This is a genomic window from Streptomyces sp. RB17 (genome assembly GCF_009604455.1).
Lineage (GTDB): Bacteria > Actinomycetota > Actinomycetes > Streptomycetales > Streptomycetaceae > Streptomyces.
Genome location: NZ_WEGL01000002.1, coordinates 45,026 through 62,049 on the forward strand (window position 1 = coordinate 45,026; position 17,024 = coordinate 62,049).

14 protein-coding genes and 1 pseudogene are annotated in these 17,024 nt (G+C 72.9%); 6 read left to right on the top strand and 9 right to left on the bottom strand.

Annotated features, from left to right (window positions below):
• Nucleotides 1–4 precede the first annotated feature (4 nt).
• From SRB17_RS07205 to SRB17_RS07215, 3 genes and pseudogenes are all read right to left on the bottom strand, one after another.
• Nucleotides 5–1,228, bottom strand: a complete 1,224-nt coding sequence (locus SRB17_RS07205; protein WP_153536016.1) for a serine hydrolase domain-containing protein — start codon at nucleotides 1,226–1,228, stop codon at nucleotides 5–7.
• Nucleotides 1,229–1,640: 412 nt separating this feature from the next.
• Nucleotides 1,641–2,921: pseudogene (locus SRB17_RS07210) on the bottom strand (MFS transporter); the annotation flags it as partial.
• Nucleotides 2,918–3,499: a TetR/AcrR family transcriptional regulator gene (locus SRB17_RS07215; protein WP_153536018.1), complete on the bottom strand. Its 582-nt coding sequence runs from the start codon at nucleotides 3,497–3,499 to the stop codon at nucleotides 2,918–2,920. The gene SRB17_RS07215 and the pseudogene SRB17_RS07210, both read right to left, overlap by 4 nt.
• A gap of 89 nt (nucleotides 3,500–3,588) precedes the next feature.
• On the opposite strand from SRB17_RS07215, the gene SRB17_RS07220 reads away from it, so the two are divergent.
• The gene (locus SRB17_RS07220; protein WP_153536020.1) at nucleotides 3,589–4,038 is read left to right on the top strand and encodes a PPOX class F420-dependent oxidoreductase; all 450 of its coding nucleotides are present in this window, start codon (nucleotides 3,589–3,591) and stop codon (nucleotides 4,036–4,038) included.
• 47 nt (nucleotides 4,039–4,085) lie between these two features.
• Here the strand turns inward: SRB17_RS07220 and SRB17_RS07225 are convergent, their stop codons facing one another.
• Nucleotides 4,086–5,156, bottom strand: coding sequence for an NAD(P)-dependent oxidoreductase (locus SRB17_RS07225; protein ID WP_323375128.1), 1,071 nt, complete (start codon nucleotides 5,154–5,156; stop codon nucleotides 4,086–4,088).
• Here SRB17_RS07225 and SRB17_RS07230 point away from each other — a divergent pair.
• On the top strand, nucleotides 5,068–5,664 hold the full coding sequence (locus SRB17_RS07230; RefSeq protein WP_153536024.1) for a TetR/AcrR family transcriptional regulator: 597 nt from the start codon (nucleotides 5,068–5,070) through the stop codon (nucleotides 5,662–5,664). The genes SRB17_RS07225 and SRB17_RS07230 overlap by 89 nt on opposite strands.
• 181 nt (nucleotides 5,665–5,845) lie before the next feature.
• A complete protein-coding gene (locus SRB17_RS07235) occupies nucleotides 5,846–6,187 on the top strand; it encodes a VOC family protein (protein WP_323375129.1) in 342 nt (113 codons plus the stop codon).
• Between the two features lie 205 nt (nucleotides 6,188–6,392).
• On the opposite strand, the gene SRB17_RS07240 is transcribed toward SRB17_RS07235, so the two are convergent.
• Together SRB17_RS07240 and SRB17_RS07245 are read right to left on the bottom strand one after the other, a co-directional pair.
• Entirely contained in the window at nucleotides 6,393–7,760 is a 1,368-nt protein-coding gene (locus tag SRB17_RS07240) for an MFS transporter (RefSeq protein WP_323375130.1), read from the bottom strand.
• A 194-nt stretch (nucleotides 7,761–7,954) separates the two neighbouring features.
• A complete protein-coding gene (locus SRB17_RS07245) occupies nucleotides 7,955–8,620 on the bottom strand; it encodes a TetR/AcrR family transcriptional regulator (protein ID WP_153536026.1) in 666 nt (221 codons plus the stop codon).
• Nucleotides 8,621–8,784: 164 nt separating this feature from the next.
• Between SRB17_RS07245 and SRB17_RS07250 the strand changes: the two genes are divergently transcribed.
• The 3 genes from SRB17_RS07250 to SRB17_RS07260 all read left to right on the top strand — a co-directional run bounded on the left by SRB17_RS07250 (nucleotide 8,785) and on the right by SRB17_RS07260 (nucleotide 13,864).
• The gene (locus tag SRB17_RS07250; RefSeq protein ID WP_323375131.1) at nucleotides 8,785–9,678 is read left to right on the top strand and encodes a shikimate dehydrogenase; all 894 of its coding nucleotides are present in this window, start codon (nucleotides 8,785–8,787) and stop codon (nucleotides 9,676–9,678) included.
• A gap of 113 nt (nucleotides 9,679–9,791) precedes the next feature.
• Nucleotides 9,792–11,585 (top strand): bifunctional sugar phosphate isomerase/epimerase/4-hydroxyphenylpyruvate dioxygenase family protein, encoded by a 1,794-nt coding sequence (locus tag SRB17_RS07255; protein WP_153536028.1) that lies wholly within the window; start codon nucleotides 9,792–9,794, stop codon nucleotides 11,583–11,585.
• Between the two features lie 170 nt (nucleotides 11,586–11,755).
• Nucleotides 11,756–13,864 (top strand): ArnT family glycosyltransferase, encoded by a 2,109-nt coding sequence (locus SRB17_RS07260; protein WP_153536030.1) that lies wholly within the window; start codon nucleotides 11,756–11,758, stop codon nucleotides 13,862–13,864.
• A gap of 23 nt (nucleotides 13,865–13,887) precedes the next feature.
• Here the strand turns inward: SRB17_RS07260 and SRB17_RS07265 are convergent, their stop codons facing one another.
• The 3 genes from SRB17_RS07265 to pgi are packed head-to-tail and all read right to left on the bottom strand — an operon-like array spanning nucleotide 13,888 to nucleotide 17,023.
• Nucleotides 13,888–14,475 carry a histidine phosphatase family protein gene (locus tag SRB17_RS07265; protein ID WP_323375132.1) on the bottom strand — a complete coding sequence of 196 codons (588 nt, stop codon included), beginning with the start codon at nucleotides 14,473–14,475 and terminating at the stop codon, nucleotides 13,888–13,890.
• A 6-nt stretch (nucleotides 14,476–14,481) separates the two neighbouring features.
• On the bottom strand, nucleotides 14,482–15,360 hold the full coding sequence (gene gnd, locus SRB17_RS07270) for a phosphogluconate dehydrogenase (NAD(+)-dependent, decarboxylating) (protein WP_153536032.1): 879 nt from the start codon (nucleotides 15,358–15,360) through the stop codon (nucleotides 14,482–14,484).
• 1 nt (nucleotide 15,361) lies between these two features.
• Nucleotides 15,362–17,023: a glucose-6-phosphate isomerase gene (gene pgi, locus SRB17_RS07275; protein ID WP_153536034.1), complete on the bottom strand. Its 1,662-nt coding sequence runs from the start codon at nucleotides 17,021–17,023 to the stop codon at nucleotides 15,362–15,364.
• Between the last annotated feature and the right edge of the window lies 1 nt (nucleotide 17,024).

Here is a 17,024-nt window from a genome sequence, read left to right on the forward strand (position 1 = left end):
ATGGTCAGCCCGTCAGCGCCTCGTGCACCAGCCGCCGCAGCTCCGGAAAGATCTTCAGCGTCTTGGGGCGGACCTGCGTCATGAACTGGACCGTCAGCTCATAGGCCGGATCGACCCAGAACGCGGTCGTGGCCACGCCGGTCCAGCCGTACGTGCCGAGGCTGGAGGGGGCCAGGGTGCGGGACGGGTCGGTCACCACCGACACGTTGAAGCCGAAGCCGAGCCCGTCGTTGCCGGGCTCCTGGTGGACGGGGGCGCCGAAGGAGCGCAGTGTCGCGTCGCCGGGCAGCTGGTTGTGGGTCATCAGGCCGACGGTGTCCGCGGACAGCAGCCGTACGCCGTCCAGTTCGCCGCCCCGGCGCAGCATCTCCATGAACCGGTGGAAGTCGTACGCCGAGGAGACCAGGCCGCCGCTGCCGGACAGGAACCTCGGCCGGCCGCGCACCGGCAGCCCCGCCACCGGCGCGATCCCGCCCTCGTCCGTCTCCCCGTACAACTCGGCCAGTCGGTCCGCCTGTTCGGGCTGGATGTGGAAGCCGGTGTCGGTCATGCCGAGCGGACGCAGGATGCGTTCGGCGACGAACGTGTCCAGCGGCCGGCCGGACACCACCTCGACGACCCGGCCCAGCACGTTCGAAGCCACCGAGTAGTTCCACTGGGTGCCCGGGTCGAACTGCAACGGCATACGCGCGTACACCTCGACGGTCTCCGCCAGATCGGCGCCCGGCGGCACCGAGTACTCCAGGCCGGACGCCCGGTAGAGGGCGTCGACGGGGTGCTTGTGGTAGAAACCGAAGGTCAGGCCGGCGGTGTGGGTGAGCAGATGCCGGATCAGGATCGGGCCGGCGGCCGGGCGGGTGCGCAGATCCTGACCCGTACCGCCGTCGTACACACGGGGGTTGGCGAATACCGGCAGATGGCGTTCGAGCGGGTCGTCCAGGGACAGCCTGCCCTCCTCCACCAGCAGCAGTACGGCGACCGCGGTGACCGGCTTGGTCATGGAGTAGATCCGCCACAGCGTGTCCGTCTCGACCGGCAGTCCGGCCGCGACATCGCGCCGGCCGTACGCGGTGAGGTGGGCGACCCGGCCGCCGCGAGACAGTGCCACCAGAAAGCCGGGCAGCCGCCCCTCGTCGACGTGGTGCGCGACATGCCGGTCCAGGCGGTCCAGCGCCTTGACGTCCAGCCCCGCCTCGCCCGGGTCGACTTCCTGCCGCAGCCGTGCCATCGCTCTCCTCCGGTCGCCCTGTACGCGATGCCCCCGGCTGCCCGCCGGACGCACCCGGTGTTCATCGTCGCCCAGGAACACCACCATGGACCCGTTCATCAGCGCTGTTTGTGATCGACGCGACGCCGTCGGCCCCGGGCAACCGACGACTGCCGTCGGCCGCGGGCAACCGACGACCGCCGTCGGCCGCGGGCAACCGACGACTGCCGTCGGCCCCGGACAGTCCACGAGCGCCTCCGGGCCCGGCCGGTGAGTGATGGCCTCCGGGTCCGGCCGGTGCGTGACGGCCCCTGGATCCGGCCGGTGTGTGATCGCCTTCCCTCCCCGCCGGTGCGTGATCGCCACCGGTGCCGGCCGGCATGCCCTCGCCTCCGGTCCCGGGCCCGGGCCGTGCGCCGTTGCCGCCGCTGTCGGCCCTCGGCAGCGCACGGGCCAGGGGCACGCCGAGCGCCGCGAGGGCCGCCAGGGTGAGCAGGGCGGTCGCGGTCCCGGCGCCCATGAGCGCGGTCGCCGTCGCCACCCCCACGGCCGGGCCGACGTTCAGGGCCGTCTGCTGCAGCCCGCCCGCCACTCCGGCCACCGCCACCTCCGCCCGCCGTACGACCGCCTGGGTGGCGGCCACCATCACCGTCCCGAAGCCCGCGCCCAGCAGGGCGAACGCACAGCCGAGCGAGGGCGTGGAGCCGGCCCCGGACAGCGTGAGGACACCGAGCGCGAGAAGCGCAGCGGCCCCCGCCGTCGTACCGCGCGTCCCGAACCGGCGCAGCAGTGCCGGGCACAGCGCGGCGGACGTCACCATCAGCACCGCGAGCGGCAGACTGCGCAGGGCGCTGGCCAACGGGTCGAGGCCCAGGCGGCGTTGCAGCACGTAGGTGGCCACGAAGAGGCTGCCGAACAGGGCCGCGGACACGATCACCAGCACGCCGAGCGCCGCCCCGACCGCGCGCGAGCCGATGACCGCGGGCGGCAGCAGCGGGCTCGCCGTACGCCGCTCGTGCCGTACGAGGACGGCGGCGGCGACCGCGGCGACGGCGAGTCCCGTCACGGAGGCGGGCCGCGCGGTCAGCGAGTGCACCAGGCAGGAGAGCGCCGCCGCGAGCAGCACGGCACCCGGCACGTCCAGCGCAGTCCGGCAGCCCGCGGCGGGCCGCTGCGGCCGCAGCAGCGCCGGGAGGCCGAACACGAGCGCGGGCAGCACATTGACGAAGAACACCGCCCGCCAGCCCAGACCGGTCACCAGCACCCCGCCCGTCAGCGGCCCCGCTGCCGCCGCCAGCCCGATCGCGGCGGTCCTTGCGGCGAGGGGCTGCGCGAGCCGGTCCGGCGGGTACGCGGCCCGCAGCATGCCCAGGGTGGCCGGCTGCAACAGCGCTCCGCACACCCCCTGCACCGCCCGCAGCCCGATCACCCACCCCACGCCTGGCGCGCAACCGATCGCCGCCGACGCCGCCCCGAACCCCAGCATGCCGAGCGCGAACACCCGCTGCTGTCCGTACCGGTCACCGAGCCGCCCCGCGAACACCAGCAGACTGGCCACGGCGACGAGGTACGCGGTACTGGTCCACTGCACCTCGGCGAACGACGCCCCCAACTCCGCTTGCAGACGGGGCTGCGCGACCGTGAGGACCGTACCGTCCAGCGCGACGACCACCGCGCCCGCCACACTGCTCGCGAGCGTCCACCGCCGGTTCACCGGGCGCCCTCCGGGCCCAGATGGGCCAGCAGCACCGCATCGAGCAGGGGCCCGAAGTCGTCGTCGCCGACGGCGAGTTGAAGGCTGCACCAGCGCCACAGCTGCGCGATCCCGTGCAGATTGGCCCACAAAGCGCCCGCGACCCGCCGGGCGTCGGCCCCGGGCCGGACCTCGCCGACGAGCCCCGCGAGCACACGGAACAACGGGAGACTCGTCTCCCGCAATCCGAGATGACCGCTCTCCAGCAGATCATGACGGAACATCAGCTCGTACATGCCGGGGTTGGCGCTCGCGAACTCCAGGTACGTCCGCGCCAGCGCCGCCACCTGCGCGCGCGGGCCGGCTGAGCCGGGCGCGAGTGTCGCCCGCACCCGCTCGGCCAGGTCGGCGAAGCCCCGGCGCGCGATGGCCGACAGCAGCTCCACGTGGGTGGGGAAGTAGCGGCGCGGCGCCCCGTGTGAGACGCCGGCGCGCCGGGCGATCTCCCGCAGGGTCAGCGCCTGCAGCCCCTCGGCGGCCAGCAATTCCACGCCGGTGTCGACCAGACGGTCCCGCAACCCGATGTCGGACTCAGTCATGGACAGTGTCTACCAGGCGAGCGTAGACACTGTCTACCAAACAAGCCCGGTGCGGGAATGAGGGCCCGCTCCGGTGAGTTGACCGTGTCATGAGCGAAGACTCCACCTCGGCCCCCACGCAGGACGCACTGCTCGACCTGCTCTCCGAAGGCAACGCCGGCGTCTTGGTCACCCTCAAGAGCGACGGCCGCCCCCAGCTGTCCAACGTCAACCACGCCTACTACCCCGGCGAGCGCGTCATCCGGATCTCCGTCACCGACGACCGCGCCAAGACCCGGAACCTGCGCCGTGACCACCGCGCCTCCTACCACGTCACCAGCGCCGACCGCTGGGCGTACACCGTCGCCGAGGGCACGGCCGAACTCTCCCCGGTCGCGCAGGACCCGCACGACGACGCCGTCGAGGAGCTGATCCGCCTGTACCGGGACGTCCAGGGCGAGCATCCGGACTGGGACGACTACCGGGCGGCGATGGTCCGCGACCGCCGCCTGGTGGTGCGCCTGCACGTCGACCGGGTCTACGGCATCCCGAAGCGCTGATCTGCCCCGGGTTCCCGGCTGCGGCGCTGACCGTCACCGGCTCCGGGCTACGCCGCCCCGGCGGTCCGTGTCTCGATCGCTCGCAGTACGGCGACCATGTCCTCGTCGCCGTGCCCCTGGGCCACCGTCTCCTCGAACAGGGTGTGGCACACGTCGAGGAGCGGTGAGGCCAGGTGTGCCTTGCGGGCCGCCTCGGCGATGAGCCGGTTGTTCTTCAGGACGTCCAGCGCGGCCGCCTGCACCGCGAAGTCCCGGTCGAACAGCTTCGGCGCCTTCACCCGGGAGACGCCGCTGGCCATGGGGCCCGCGTCGAGGACGTCCAGGAACAGCCGCCGGTCCAGGCCCTGCCGCTCGGCGAAGTGGAACGCCTCGGTCAGCCCGGTCACCTGGGTGATCAGGAAGAGGTTCACGGACAGCTTCATCAGCAGCGCGCCGGGCGCCGGACCGCACACGAACGTCTCCCGGCACATCGGCGCGAGCAGCGGCCGTACGGTGTCCACCGCGTCCGCCTCCCCGGCGAGCATCGCCACCAGCTGCCCCTCCTCCGCCGGCACCCGTGATCCCGACACGGGCGCCTCGACGTACCGGCCGCCGGCGGCGCGGACGTCGGTCTCCAGGGCGTGGGAGTACTCGGGGGAGGTGGTGCCCATGTGGACGACGATGCGGCCGGCGACCCGCGCCGCCAGAGCGGGTGTGCCCCGGCCGAGGACGGTGTCGACGGCGGCCTCGTCGGCGAGCATCAGCAGCACGACGTCCGCCCGTGCGAACACCTCGTCGGCGTCCGCGGCGACCGTGGCCCCGGCCGCGCGCAGAGGTGCGGCGCGTTCCGGGGTCCGGTTCCAGACCACCAGGGGAGTGCCGGCGGACACCAGGCGCTGTGCCATGGGCCGGCCCATCACTCCGAGACCGATGAAACCGACGTTCACGGGGACCGTCCTTCGCTCCGGCAGCGGACTATGACCGCTGTCATAGTAGCGGCCGTTATGACACCGGTCATAGAGTTGGGTGGCGAGGATCGGGAGGTCGGCGATGAGCGAGGGGCGACACGGGCCGCGGGAGCGGATGGTCTTCAGCGCGGCCCAGCTCATCCGGCGTGACGGTGTGGCCGCGACCGGCATGCGGGAGGTCGCCGCGCACGCCGGCGCACCGCGCGGCTCGCTCCAGCACTACTTCCCGGGCGGGAAAGAGCAGTTGGTCAGCGAGGCGGTCGGCTGGGCCGGACGCTATGCGGGCGGGCGGATCGCGCGCTTTCTCGCGGGGCTGGAGGAGCCGACGCCGAGCGGTCTGTTCGCGGCGATGGTCGCGCAGTGGACCGACGAGTACGCGGCGCACGGCTTCGCGTCGGGCTGCCCGGTCGCCGCCGCCACCGTCGAGTGCGCCGCGGCCGGCGGCTCGACCCGTGAGGCCGTGGCCGCCGCGTTCACGACGTGGCGGACTCCGCTCGCCGAGGCCCTGACCGGCATGGGAGTCCCGGCGAGGCGCGCCGCATCCCTGGCCACGCTGATGATCAGCACCCTGGAGGGCGCGATCCTGATGGCCCGCGCCGAACAGGACGCAGGACCCCTGACCACGGCGGTACGGGAACTGGGGCCCTTCCTCGACTCGGCGGTGGCCGCGGGCGGCTGAGCACGACCGGGGCGGGCGCAGGCGGAGGGCGGCACCGCCGTGGCGTGCCGCGCGCGGTCGGTGCGGTCGGGTGGTGGGTGCGGTGGAGGTGGCGTCGGTGGTGGGTACGGCGTTGCGGTGGACGCGGCGGGTCGAGCGGCCGGTGCTTGTCCCGGTCCGCGCGCCGCACTAGCCTCCGCGCGTGATCAATGGTGCACATGTGGTGCTCTACAGCCGGGACGTGGAGGCCGACCGAGCCTTCCTGCGCGACACCCTCGGGTGGACGCACGTCGACGCGGGCCACGGATGGCTGATCTTCCAGGCGCCGCCCACCGAGGTGGCCTGCCACCCCACCGAGGACGAGCCCGCGCACGAGCTGATGTTGATGTGCGACGACCTCGACGCGACGCAACGCCAACTCGCCGAGCGGGGAGTGGAGTTCACTCGTCCGGTGGAGGAGGCCCGCTGGGGGCGGGTGACCGCCCTGCGCCTGCCGGGCGGCGGCGAACTCGCCCTGTACGAGCCGCGTCACCCGAAGCCGTAGGCGGAATGCGGTAGCCGGTGTCGTGCGGACGGGCGGACCGCGCGGGCGTCTTCACCCGCGCGGCCGTGGTGTCTTCGGTACCGGCTCCGGATCTCGGCGCTCCTGGGCCCTGTCGTCAAACTCCAGCCGTCCGCCCGAAGGGCGGGCCCTGCGGCGAGAGTGCGTGCATGGCGTCGCAGGGCAGGAGGGAGTTTGACGACAGGGCCTAGGCCGCCGTGACCCGTTCCACCGGCTCCGCCGGGCCGCCCGACCGTTCGCCGAGCAGTTCCGTCGGGACCTTGTGCGTCTCGCGGGCGGTGAGGGCGGCCAGGGTCGGCGGGACGCACAGGGCGGCCGTGAACAGGGCCACCGCCGACCAGTCGTCGCCGCCCGGGCCGGCGATCTCGGCGGCGAAGGTGACCGCGAACCCGGCGACCGCGAAGCCGATCTGCGTGCCGATGGCCATGCCGGACAGCCGCACCCGGGTCGCGAACATCTCGCCGTAGAAGGCGGGCCACACACCGTTCGCGGCGCTGTAGACGAGACCGAAGGCCACGATCCCGAGGACCAGGGTCAGCGGGCGCGAGCCCGTGGAGACCGCCCACAGAAAGCCGGCCATCGCGGCCGCGCTGCCCACCGCCCCGATCAGGAACACCGGCCGGCGCCCGATCCGGTCCGAGAGCGTGGCCCACAGCGGGATCGCGGCCAGCGCGGCGAGGTTCGCCAGCGCGCCCACCCACAGCATGAACGTACGGGACATGCCGACGGCGTCGCTGGTGGCGTAGGACAGCGCCCACACCGTGAAGATCGTGCTGACGGACGCGATGAGCGCGCCCGCGATCACCCGGAGCACGTCCGCCCAGTGCTCGCGCAGCAGCACCGCGAGCGGCAGCCGGACCACGCCCTCGGTCGCCACCTGCCGGGCGAAGGCCGGGGTCTCGCGCACCCGGCGCCGGATGACGTAACCGGTCACGGCGACCACCACGCTCAGCCAGAACGGCACCCGCCAGCCCCACGACAGCAGCTGGTCCTCGGGAAGCTGGGAGACGGGGATGAAGACCAGCGTGGCGATGAGCTGGCCGCCCTGAGTGCCACTGAGCGTGAAGCTGGTGAAGAACCCGCGCCGGTCGGGCGGGGCGTGCTCCAGGCTCATCGAACTCGCGCTCGCTTGTTCGCCGGCCGCGGATATGCCCTGCAGCACGCGGCAGAGCACGAGCAGTACGGGGGCGAGCGTGCCCGCCTGGGCGCGGGTGGGCAGACAGCCGATCAGGAACGTCGAAAGGCCCATGAGGACCAGCGTGAAGACCATGATCTTCTTGCGGCCGAGCCGGTCGCCGACGTGCCCGAGGACCAGGGCGCCGAGCGGCCGCGCGGCGTAGGCGACGCCGAAGGTGGCGAGCGACAGCAGGGTCGCCGTCGCCGGGTCGGAGGAGTCGAAGAAGACCTTCGGGAAGATCAGTGCGGCGGCGCTGCCGTAGACGAAGAAGTCGTAGTACTCCAGGGCACTGCCGATCCAGGCGGCCGTCGCCGCCTTCCAGGGCTGGCCGGGAGGGGCGTCGGCGGCGGGCGCGGGGGCAGGGGTGGGGACGGACACGGCGAGCTCCTTCGGGGGTCTCCACCCTACGGAAGGGCGGAGTGAGCGACGAGGGGAGGGAGCGGGCGAGGGCCGGATCTCGGCTGCTAATTAACCCACTGGATAGTTAGTCGTGGTGGGTGGGATGTTGCGCCGGTGTTTCCCCGCTGTCAAGAGTCCGTGCGGCGATCCGCCGGGCGCGGGCCCGGCTCGGGTCAGCCGGCCGCGCGCTCCGCCGTCAGGTAGGCGATCACCATGTCGCCGAGCATGGTCCGGTAGTGCTCCCGCTGGGCGGGGTCCACCAGGTCCCGGCCGAACAGGGCGCCGAAGGTGTGCCGGTTGGCGACCCGGAAGAAGCAGAACGCGCTGATCATCGCGTGCAGGTCGACCGCGTCGACGTCGGCCGTGAACAGCCCCGACTCCTGTCCCGCGGTGAGGATCCGGCGGATCACGTCCAGCGCCGGGGAGCCGATCCTCCCCAGCTTCTCGGAGGCCGCGATGTGCTCGGCGCCGTGGATGTTCTCGATGCTGACCAGGCGGATGAAGTCCGGGTGCCGCTCATGGTGGTCGAAGGTCAGCTCGGCCAGGCGGCGGATCGCGGCGACCGGGTCCAGGTGATCGACGTCCAGCTGCTGCTCGGCCTCGCGGATCACCCCGTACGCCCGCTCCAGCACGGCTGTGAACAGCTGTTCCTTGCCGCCGAAGTAGTAGTAGATCATCCGCTTGGTGGTGCGGGTGCGGGCCGCGATGTCGTCCACCCGGGCCCCGTCGTAGCCGGCCCGGGCGAACTCCTGCGTGGCCACGTCGAGGATCTCGGCCTTGGTGCGGGCCGCGTCGCGCACCCGTCCCCCGGGTCGTACCGGTTCTTCGACGCTGGTCATCGCATTCCTTCGGGCCGGTGGACGCCTGGGCGGCACGCTCGCTGTGCGTGCCGGTGATTGTAGAAGCAGGGGCGCCGGCTGGGGCCGGGGTCTTCCGCACAGTCGGGGCGGCTGATATAGCTAACGTACTGGTTCGTACATTAGCGCCGTCTCGGGAGGGCCACGTGGCCAAGGACTCGTATCTCGTCGGGCTGATCGGGGCCGGGATCGGCCCCTCGCTCAGCCCCGCCCTGCACCAGCGGGAGGCGGACCGGCAGGGCCTGCGCCACCTGTACCGGCTCCTCGACATCGACGTCCTCGGGCGGGCGCCGGAGGCGGTCGGCGACCTGGTCCGCGCCGCCCGCGATCTCGGCTACGACGGGCTGAACATCACCCACCCCTGCAAACAGCTGGTCATCGACCACCTCGACGCGCTCGATCCGCGGGCCGAGGCGCTCGGCGCGGTCAACACCGTGGTCTTCGACGACGGCCGGGCCGTGGGCCACAACACCGACGTGACCGGTTTCGCCGCCTCCTTCGCGCGCGGCCTGCCGGACGCCCCGCTCGAGCGGGTCGTCCAGCTCGGCGCGGGCGGCGCGGGCGCGGCCGTCGCCCACGCGGTGCTCACCCTCGGTGCCGGACGGGTCACCGTCGTCGATGCGCTGCCCCAGCGGGGCGCTGCGCTGGCCGACTCGCTGGTACGGCACTTCGGCCCCGGCCGGGCTGTGGCGGCGACGGCCGATCAGTTGCCGGAACTGCTTGCCGAGGCCGACGGCGCGGGGGGTCTTGTCCATGCCACGCCCACCGGTATGGCCGCGCATCCGGGGCTGCCGTTGCCTGCGGAGCTGCTGCATCCCGGGCTGTGGGTGGCGGAGGTCGTCTATCGGCCGCTTCGGACGGAGCTGCTGCGGGTGGCTCACGCGCGTGGGTGCGCCGTTCTCGCTGGAGGCGGAATGGCCGTGTTCCAGGCTGCGGATGCGTTTCGGTTGTTCACGGGGAGAGAGCCGGACAGCAGGCGGATGCTGGCTGACTTCGAGGAGTTGGTGGGCGTCGAGAGCTCGGGGAGTCCTGTCGGATGACGGGTGCGGGTGGTGTGTGGCCGGTCGCGCCCACGCGGCGGCGGCCGCATATCGGAAACAGCCCCGCGCCCCTGACGGGGCGCCGCAGCACGGCAGTCTCAAGGAGCACAGGTATGCACACCTCCATCGCCACCGTCTCCCTGAGCGGCACCCTCACCGAGAAGCTCGCCGCCGTCGCGCGTGCCGGGTTCGGCGGGGTGGAGATCTTCGAGAACGATCTCCTCGCCTGCCCGCTCGCTCCCGAGGAGATCCGGGCCCGCTGTGCCGACCTCGGGCTGAGCATCGATCTGTACCAGCCGATGCGGGACATCGAGGGCGTGCCCGACGAGGTCTTCGAGCGCAATCTGCGGCGCGCCCGGCACAAGTTCGAGCTGATGAACCGGCTCGGCGCCGACACCGTCCTCGTGTGCTCAAGCGTGTCGCCGGACGCCGTGGACGACGACGCGCGAGCGGCCGGTCAGCTCGCTCGACTGGCCGGGCTCGCCGAGGAGTTCGGGATCCGAGTGGCGTACGAGGCGCTCGCCTGGGGGCGGCATGTGAACACCTATGACCACGCGTGGCGGATCGTCGAGGCCGCCGGGCACCCGGCGCTCGGCGTGTGTCTGGACAGTTTCCACATCCTCTCCCGCGGCTCCGAACCGAAGGATCTCGAAGGGATCGCGGACATCCCCGGCGAGAAGATCTTCTTCCTGCAACTGGCCGATGCCCCGCTGCTCGCGATGGACGTCCTGCAGTGGAGCCGCCACTACCGCTGCTTCCCCGGCCAGGGCGGCTTCGACGTCGCCGGGCTGCTGCGGCGCGTCCTCGCCGCCGGCTACCGCGGGCCGCTGTCCCTGGAGGTCTTCAACGACGTCTTCCGGCAGGCCGACGCCGGCCCCACCGCCGTCGACGCCCACCGGTCCCTGCTGCTCCTGCAGGAGGTCGCGGGCGTGGCCGAACTGCCGCCGCCCGTCGTGCCCACCGGGGTGGCCTTCGCCGAACTTCTCACCCCGGACGCCGAACCCGTCACCGCGCTCCTGAGCGCGCTCGGCTTCACCCGCGCCGCCCGGCACCGTGGCAAGCCCGTCGACCTGTGGCAGCGGGGTGAGGCCCGCGTCCTGGTCAACTCCGCCGCCACCGCCCGCCGCGGCGGCACCCGGCTGGCCGCGATCGGCCTGGAGTCCCCGGACCCCGCCGCTGCCGCCCGCCGCGCCGAAACGCTGCTCGCCCCCGTGCTGCCCCGCCGCCGTACCCCCGGGGACGCCCCGCTGGACGCCGTCGCCGCCCCCGACGGCACCGAACTGTTCTTCTGCGCCACCGGCGATCCCGAACTCCCCGACTGGCGGGCCGACTTCGCCGGCCTGCCGGACATCACCCCGGCGCCCTCCGCCACCCGCATCGACCACCTCGCCCTCACCCAGCCCTGGCACCACTTCGACGAGGCCACGCTCTTCCACCGCAGCGTCCTCGGCCTCACCGCCCAGGAGAGCGTCGACCTCGCCGACCCCTACGGCCTGATGCGCAGCCGCGCCGTCGCCAACGCCGACGGCAGCGTCCGCATCGCCCTCGGCGTCGGCGCGGCACCCACCGACGACACCGTGCACGCGGCGCACATCGCGCTGGCCACCGACGACGTGGTGGCCGCGGCCCGCGCCTTCCACGCCGCGGGCGGCCGGCTGCTGCGGGTGCCGGCCAACTATTACGACGACCTCGCCGCCCGGTACGAGCTCGCCGACGACGAGCTGGAGACCTACCGGGACCTCGGCATCCTCTACGACCGGGACGCGGGCGGCTCCTTCCGGCACTGCTACACCGAAACCGTCGGCCGGGTCTTCTTCGAACTCGTCCAGCGCGACCCCGCCTACCAGGGGTACGGCGCCGCGAACGCGCCGGTGCGGCTCGCGGCCCAGCACGCGGGACGCCGCTGAGAGCAGCGGGCGAAAGAGGAGGTGAAGGAGCTGGTGAGCCCGCGGTGAGACCTCGGTGAGACACGGCCCCGGCATCCGCCGCCACCCGTTCGGGCGGCCGATACTCGCACGGTCCGCGACAGACCCGGTGTCCCGGACCCGAGAGTCCCGAACGGGTGCCTGGAAGTCCCATGCCGATCCCCGCCGGCCGGCCGCTGCTGCGCCCCGGCCAGCCGCCGACCGCAACCGCTCCGCCCCCGGCCGTCCCGCCCCCGGCCGTCCCGCCCCCGGCCGTCCCGCCCCCGGCCGTCCCGCCCCCGGGCACCCCGCTCGCGGCGGCCCGCGCCGACCGCTACGAGCGGCCGGTGCTCGCCGTCATCGCCGCGCTCGCCGCCGTGCTGTGCCTGTGGGGCCTGGAGCACAGCACCTACCACGCCTTCTACGCGAGCGCGGTGCGCAGCATGACGGACAGTCCGGCCGGTTTCCTCTACGGCTCCTTCGACCCGGCCGGCTCCATCACGCTGGACAAGCTGCCCGGCTTCCTGTGGCCGCAGGCGCTCGCCGCGCTGGTGTTCGGCTTCCACCCATGGGCGCTGGTGCTGCCCCAGGCCCTGGAGATGGTGGGCTGCGTCCTGCTGCTGCATCTGCTGGTGCGCCGCTGGGCCGGGGTGCCCGCCGGGCTGCTGGCCGCCGTGTTCCTGACGCTGACCCCGGTGACGGTGGGCCTCGGCCGTTCGGTCACCGAGGACGCCCCGTTCGTGCTGCTCCTGCTGCTGGCCGCCGAGGCCACCTGGCGGGCCACCGAGCGGGGCCGCCCGCGCACCCTGCTGCTCGCCGGAGTCTGGGTGGGTCTCGCCTTCCAGTGCAAGATGCTGGAGGCGTGGGCGGTGCTGCCCGCGCTGGCCGCGGCCTACCTCGTCGCCGCGCCCGCCGTACTGCGCCGCCGTGTCCGCCATGTGGTGCTGGCCGGGGCGGTGACCGTGGCGGTGTCGGTGTCGTGGATGCTGGTGGCGGCGCTCACCCCGGCGGGCGCCCGCCCGTACCTCGACGGCACCACCGACGACTCGCCGTTCGCCCTGGTCGTCGGCTACAACTTCCTGACCCGTTTCCATGCCGTCGGCGTGGACGCGGCCGGCACCGGCAGCATCGTGACGAGCCGAGCGGTCCGCGCGGGCGCACATCTGGGACCGGGGATGGGCGACGGCGTGGGGAAGATGTTCAGCCCCGGCCTCGCCACCCAGACCGGCTGGCTGTACCCGCTGGCCGCGCTCGGTCTGGTCGGCGGGCTGCTGGCGCTGCGGCGGCGCCGGGCGGCGCGCACCGACCGGCTGCTCGCCGGACATGTGCTGTGGGGCGTGTGGCTCGTGACGTTCTTCGCGGTCTTCAGCTTCGGCAGCGTCACCGGCCACACCTACTACATGGGCGTCGTCGCGGTGCCCGTGGCCGCCCTCGCCGCAGCCGCCGTCGTCCGGGCCGGCGGCTCGCGCGCGTCTTCGGGACCGGGTGTCGTCGGGGCCGGCGGCTCTCGTGTGTCTCCCACGGCCGCCGTCGGCGAGGCGGGCGGCTCCCGTACGCCTCCCGCGGCCGGCGTCGCCCCTGGCCGCCGTTCCCGTGTGCTCGCGGCCGTCATCGCCGTCAACCTCGTGTGGTGCGCGGCCCTGACGCTGTGGTACCCGCGCTTCCAGCCCTGGTCGGTGCCCTGCGCGGCCGCCCTCGGGCTGCTGGCGGTGCTGCTCGCGGCCCTGCGCCGGCGCTCCGGCGAGACCGCCCGCCGTATCCCGCCGCAGGCCGCGCTCGCCGCCGCCCTCGCCGCCGTCCTGCTGGTCCCCGCCGTGTGGACGGCGTCCGCGCTGTCCCTGCGCTACAACCAGCCCGGCGCCTTCGGTCGGGTCGGCCCGACCAGCACCCGAGCCGGCACCGCGTCGACCACCCTCGGGCCCCGGCACCGGCGGCTGCTCGCCTACTTGACCGCGCACCGCGACGGCGCCCGCTACCTGGCCGCCGTACCCGACTGGCAGAGCGCCGCGCCGTACGTCATCGCCGCCGACGCGTCCGTGCTGCCGATGGGCGGCTTCACCGGAAGCGTCCCGTATCCGGCGCGGGCCGAGTTCCGCCGGATGCTGGACACCGGGCGGCTGCGTTACGTCGTGCTGTCCCGCCGCTCCCGCGGGGCACGCACCCCGGTGGGGACGCTGTTGCGCTGGACCACCGCCCACTGCACACGCGTCCCGCCGGCCGCCTACGACCCCGGCGACCGGACCCGGCTGCTGTACGACTGCGGCCCGGCCCACCGCAGGTGAACCGGGCCGCGGCCGAAGGGCCGTTACGGCCGTCTGTTCCACTCGGCGATCACGGGCCGCCCGTGTTCGGTGGACAGCCGGCCGACCGTGGCGGTGGCCAGCTGGAACAGCCGGCCCTCGGCGGGCGGCAGACCCAGCCGGCGGGCGGTGAGCACGCGCAGGAAGTGGGCGTGGGCGACGAGGATCACGTCCCCCTCCGCGAGGGCCGGGGACACACGGGCCAGCACCCGGTCGGCGCGGGCCCCGATCTCCTCCGGTGACTCGCCCGGGTGACCCTCGGGGCCGGGCGGCACGCCGTCGGTCCACAGGTCCCAGCCGGGGCGGGTGCGGTGGATGTCGACCGTGGTGATGCCCTCGTAGCCGCCGTAGTCCCACTCGTGCAGACCGGGATCGGGCACGACCCCGGTCAGGCCCGCCAGCTCGGCGGTGCGCAGCGCGCGGTCCAGCGGGCTGGACAGCGCGAGGGCGTAGGTCCGGTCGGTGAGCAGCGGAGCGAGGGACTTGGCCTGTTCCTCGCCGCGCCCGGTCAGGGGCAGGTCGGTCCAGCTGGTGTGCTGTCCCGACCTGCTCCACTCCGTCTCACCGTGGCGGACCAGCAGGAGGTCCCCCACGGCGGGTCAGTCCTTCTTCTCGACAGCGTGGCCGCCGAACTGGTTGCGCAGCGCCGCGATCATCTTCATCTGCGGCGAGTCGTCCTGCCGGGAGGCGAAGCGGGCGAAGAGCGAGGCGGTGATCGCGGGCAGCGGGACCGCGTTGTCGATGGCCGCCTCCACCGTCCAGCGGCCCTCGCCGGAGTCCTCCGCGTAGCCGCGCAGCTTCTCCAGGTGCTCGTCCTCGTCGAGGGCGTTGACCGCGAGGTCCAGCAGCCAGGAGCGGATGACGGTGCCTTCCTGCCAGGAGCGGAACACCTCGCGGACGTTCTCCACCGAGTGGACCTTCTCCAGCAGCTCCCAGCCCTCGGCGTAGGCCTGCATCATGGCGTACTCGATGCCGTTGTGGACCATCTTGGAGAAGTGCCCGGCGCCGACCCGGCCCGCGTGGACATAGCCGTACGGGCCCTCCGGCTTGAGCGCCTCGAAGATCGGCTTCAGCGGCTCCACGTGCTGTGCGTCGCCGCCGACCATGAGGGCGTAGCCGTTCTCCAGGCCCCACACTCCGCCGGAGACACCGGCGTCGACGAAGCCGATGCCCTTGATGCCGAGGGCGGCTGCGTGCCTCTCGTCGTCCGTCCAGCGGGAGTTGCCGCCGTCGATCACCGTGTCGCCGGGCTCCAGCAGGTCGCCCAGTTCGTCGACGACGGTCTGTGTGGCGGTGCCGGCCGGGACCATCACCCACACACGGCGGGGCGCGTCCAGCTTCTCGACCAGTTCGGCGAGGGACTTGGCGTCGGAGACCTCGGGATTGCGGTCGTAGCCGATGACGGTGTGGCCGGCGCGGCGGATCCGCTCGCGCATGTTGCCGCCCATCTTGCCGAGACCGATGAGACCGAGCTGCATGTCAGTTCACTTCCGATGCGTTCTTGAGCGTGCGGTAGGCGGCGACGAGGGCCGTGGTGGACGGGTCGAGACCGGGGACCTCTGCGCCCTCGCTGAGGGCGGGCTCGACCCGCTGGGCGAGGACCTTGCCCAGCTCCACGCCCCACTGGTCGAAGGAGTCGATGTTCCACACCGCGCCCTGTACGAACACCTTGTGCTCGTAGAGGGCGATCAGCTGGCCGAGCACGGACGGGGTCAGCTCGCGGGCGAGGATCGTGGTGGTGGGATGGTCGCCCCGGAAGGTGCGGTGCGTGACCTGTTCCTCCGGCACGCCCTCCGCGCGGACCTCCTCGGCACTCTTGCCGAAGGCGAGCGCCTGGGTCTGGGCGAAGAAGTTGGCCATCAACAGGTCGTGCTGCGCCTTGAGTTCTTCGCTGAGCTCGCCCACGGGACGGGCGAAGCCGATGAAGTCCGCCGGGATCAGCTTGGTGCCCTGGTGGATCAACTGGTAGTACGCGTGCTGCCCGTTGGTGCCCGGGGTACCCCACACCACCGGCCCGGTCTGCCACTCCACCGGTCGGCCGTCCCGCTGCACCGACTTGCCGTTGGACTCCATGTCCAGCTGCTGGAGGTAGGCGGTGAACCTCGACAGGTAGTGGCTGTACGGCAGCACGGCGTGCGACTGGGCGTCGTGGAAGTTGCCGTACCAGATGCCCAACAGGCCCAGCAGCAAAGGCGCGTTGGCCTCGGCGGGGGCGGTGCGGAAGTGGTCGTCGACCAGCCGGAAGCCGTCGAGCATCTCCCGGAACCGCTCGGGGCCGATGGCGATCATCAGGGACAGGCCGATCGCGGAGTCGTACGAGTACCGGCCGCCGACCCAGTCCCAGAACTCGAACATGTTGTCCGGGTCGATGCCGAACTCGGTGACCTTCTCGGCGTTGGTCGACAGTGCCACGAAATGCCGGGCGACGGCCTTCTCGTCGCCGTCGAAGGCCTTGAGCAGCCAGGAGCGCGCCGAGGTCGCGTTGGTGATCGTCTCGATCGTGGTGAACGTCTTGGACGCGACGATGAACAGGGTCTCCGCCGGGTCCAGGTCACGGGTGGCCTCGTGCAGGTCGGCGCCGTCCACGTTCGACACGAACCGGAACGTCAACTCCCGTGCGGTGTACGGGCGCAGTACCTCGTAGGCCATCGCCGGGCCGAGGTCGGAGCCGCCGATGCCGATGTTGACGACGTTCCTGATGCGCCTGCCGGTGTGGCCGGTCCACTCGCCCGAGCGGACCTTGCGGGCGAAGTCGGCCATCTGGTCGAGGACGCCGTGCACCTTCGGGACGACGTTCTCGCCGTCCACCTCGATCACCGCGTCCCGCGGGGCGCGCAGCGCGGTGTGCAGCACGGCCCGCCGCTCGGTGACGTTGATCCTCTCGCCGCGGAACATGGCGTCGCGCAGCGCGAACACGCCCGTGGCGGTGGCGAGTTCCTGGAGCAGCGCCAGGGTCGCGTCGGTGATCAGGTGCTTGCTGTAGTCGATGTACAGGTCGCCGACCCGTACGACATACCGCTCGGCGCGGCCGGGGTCCGCCGCGAACAGCTCGCGCAGGTGCGGCTGCCCCTCGGCGCGGTGGTCGGCGAGGGCCGTCCACTGGGGCCGGTTGGTGAGCTTCACAAACTCGGACTCTGCCATC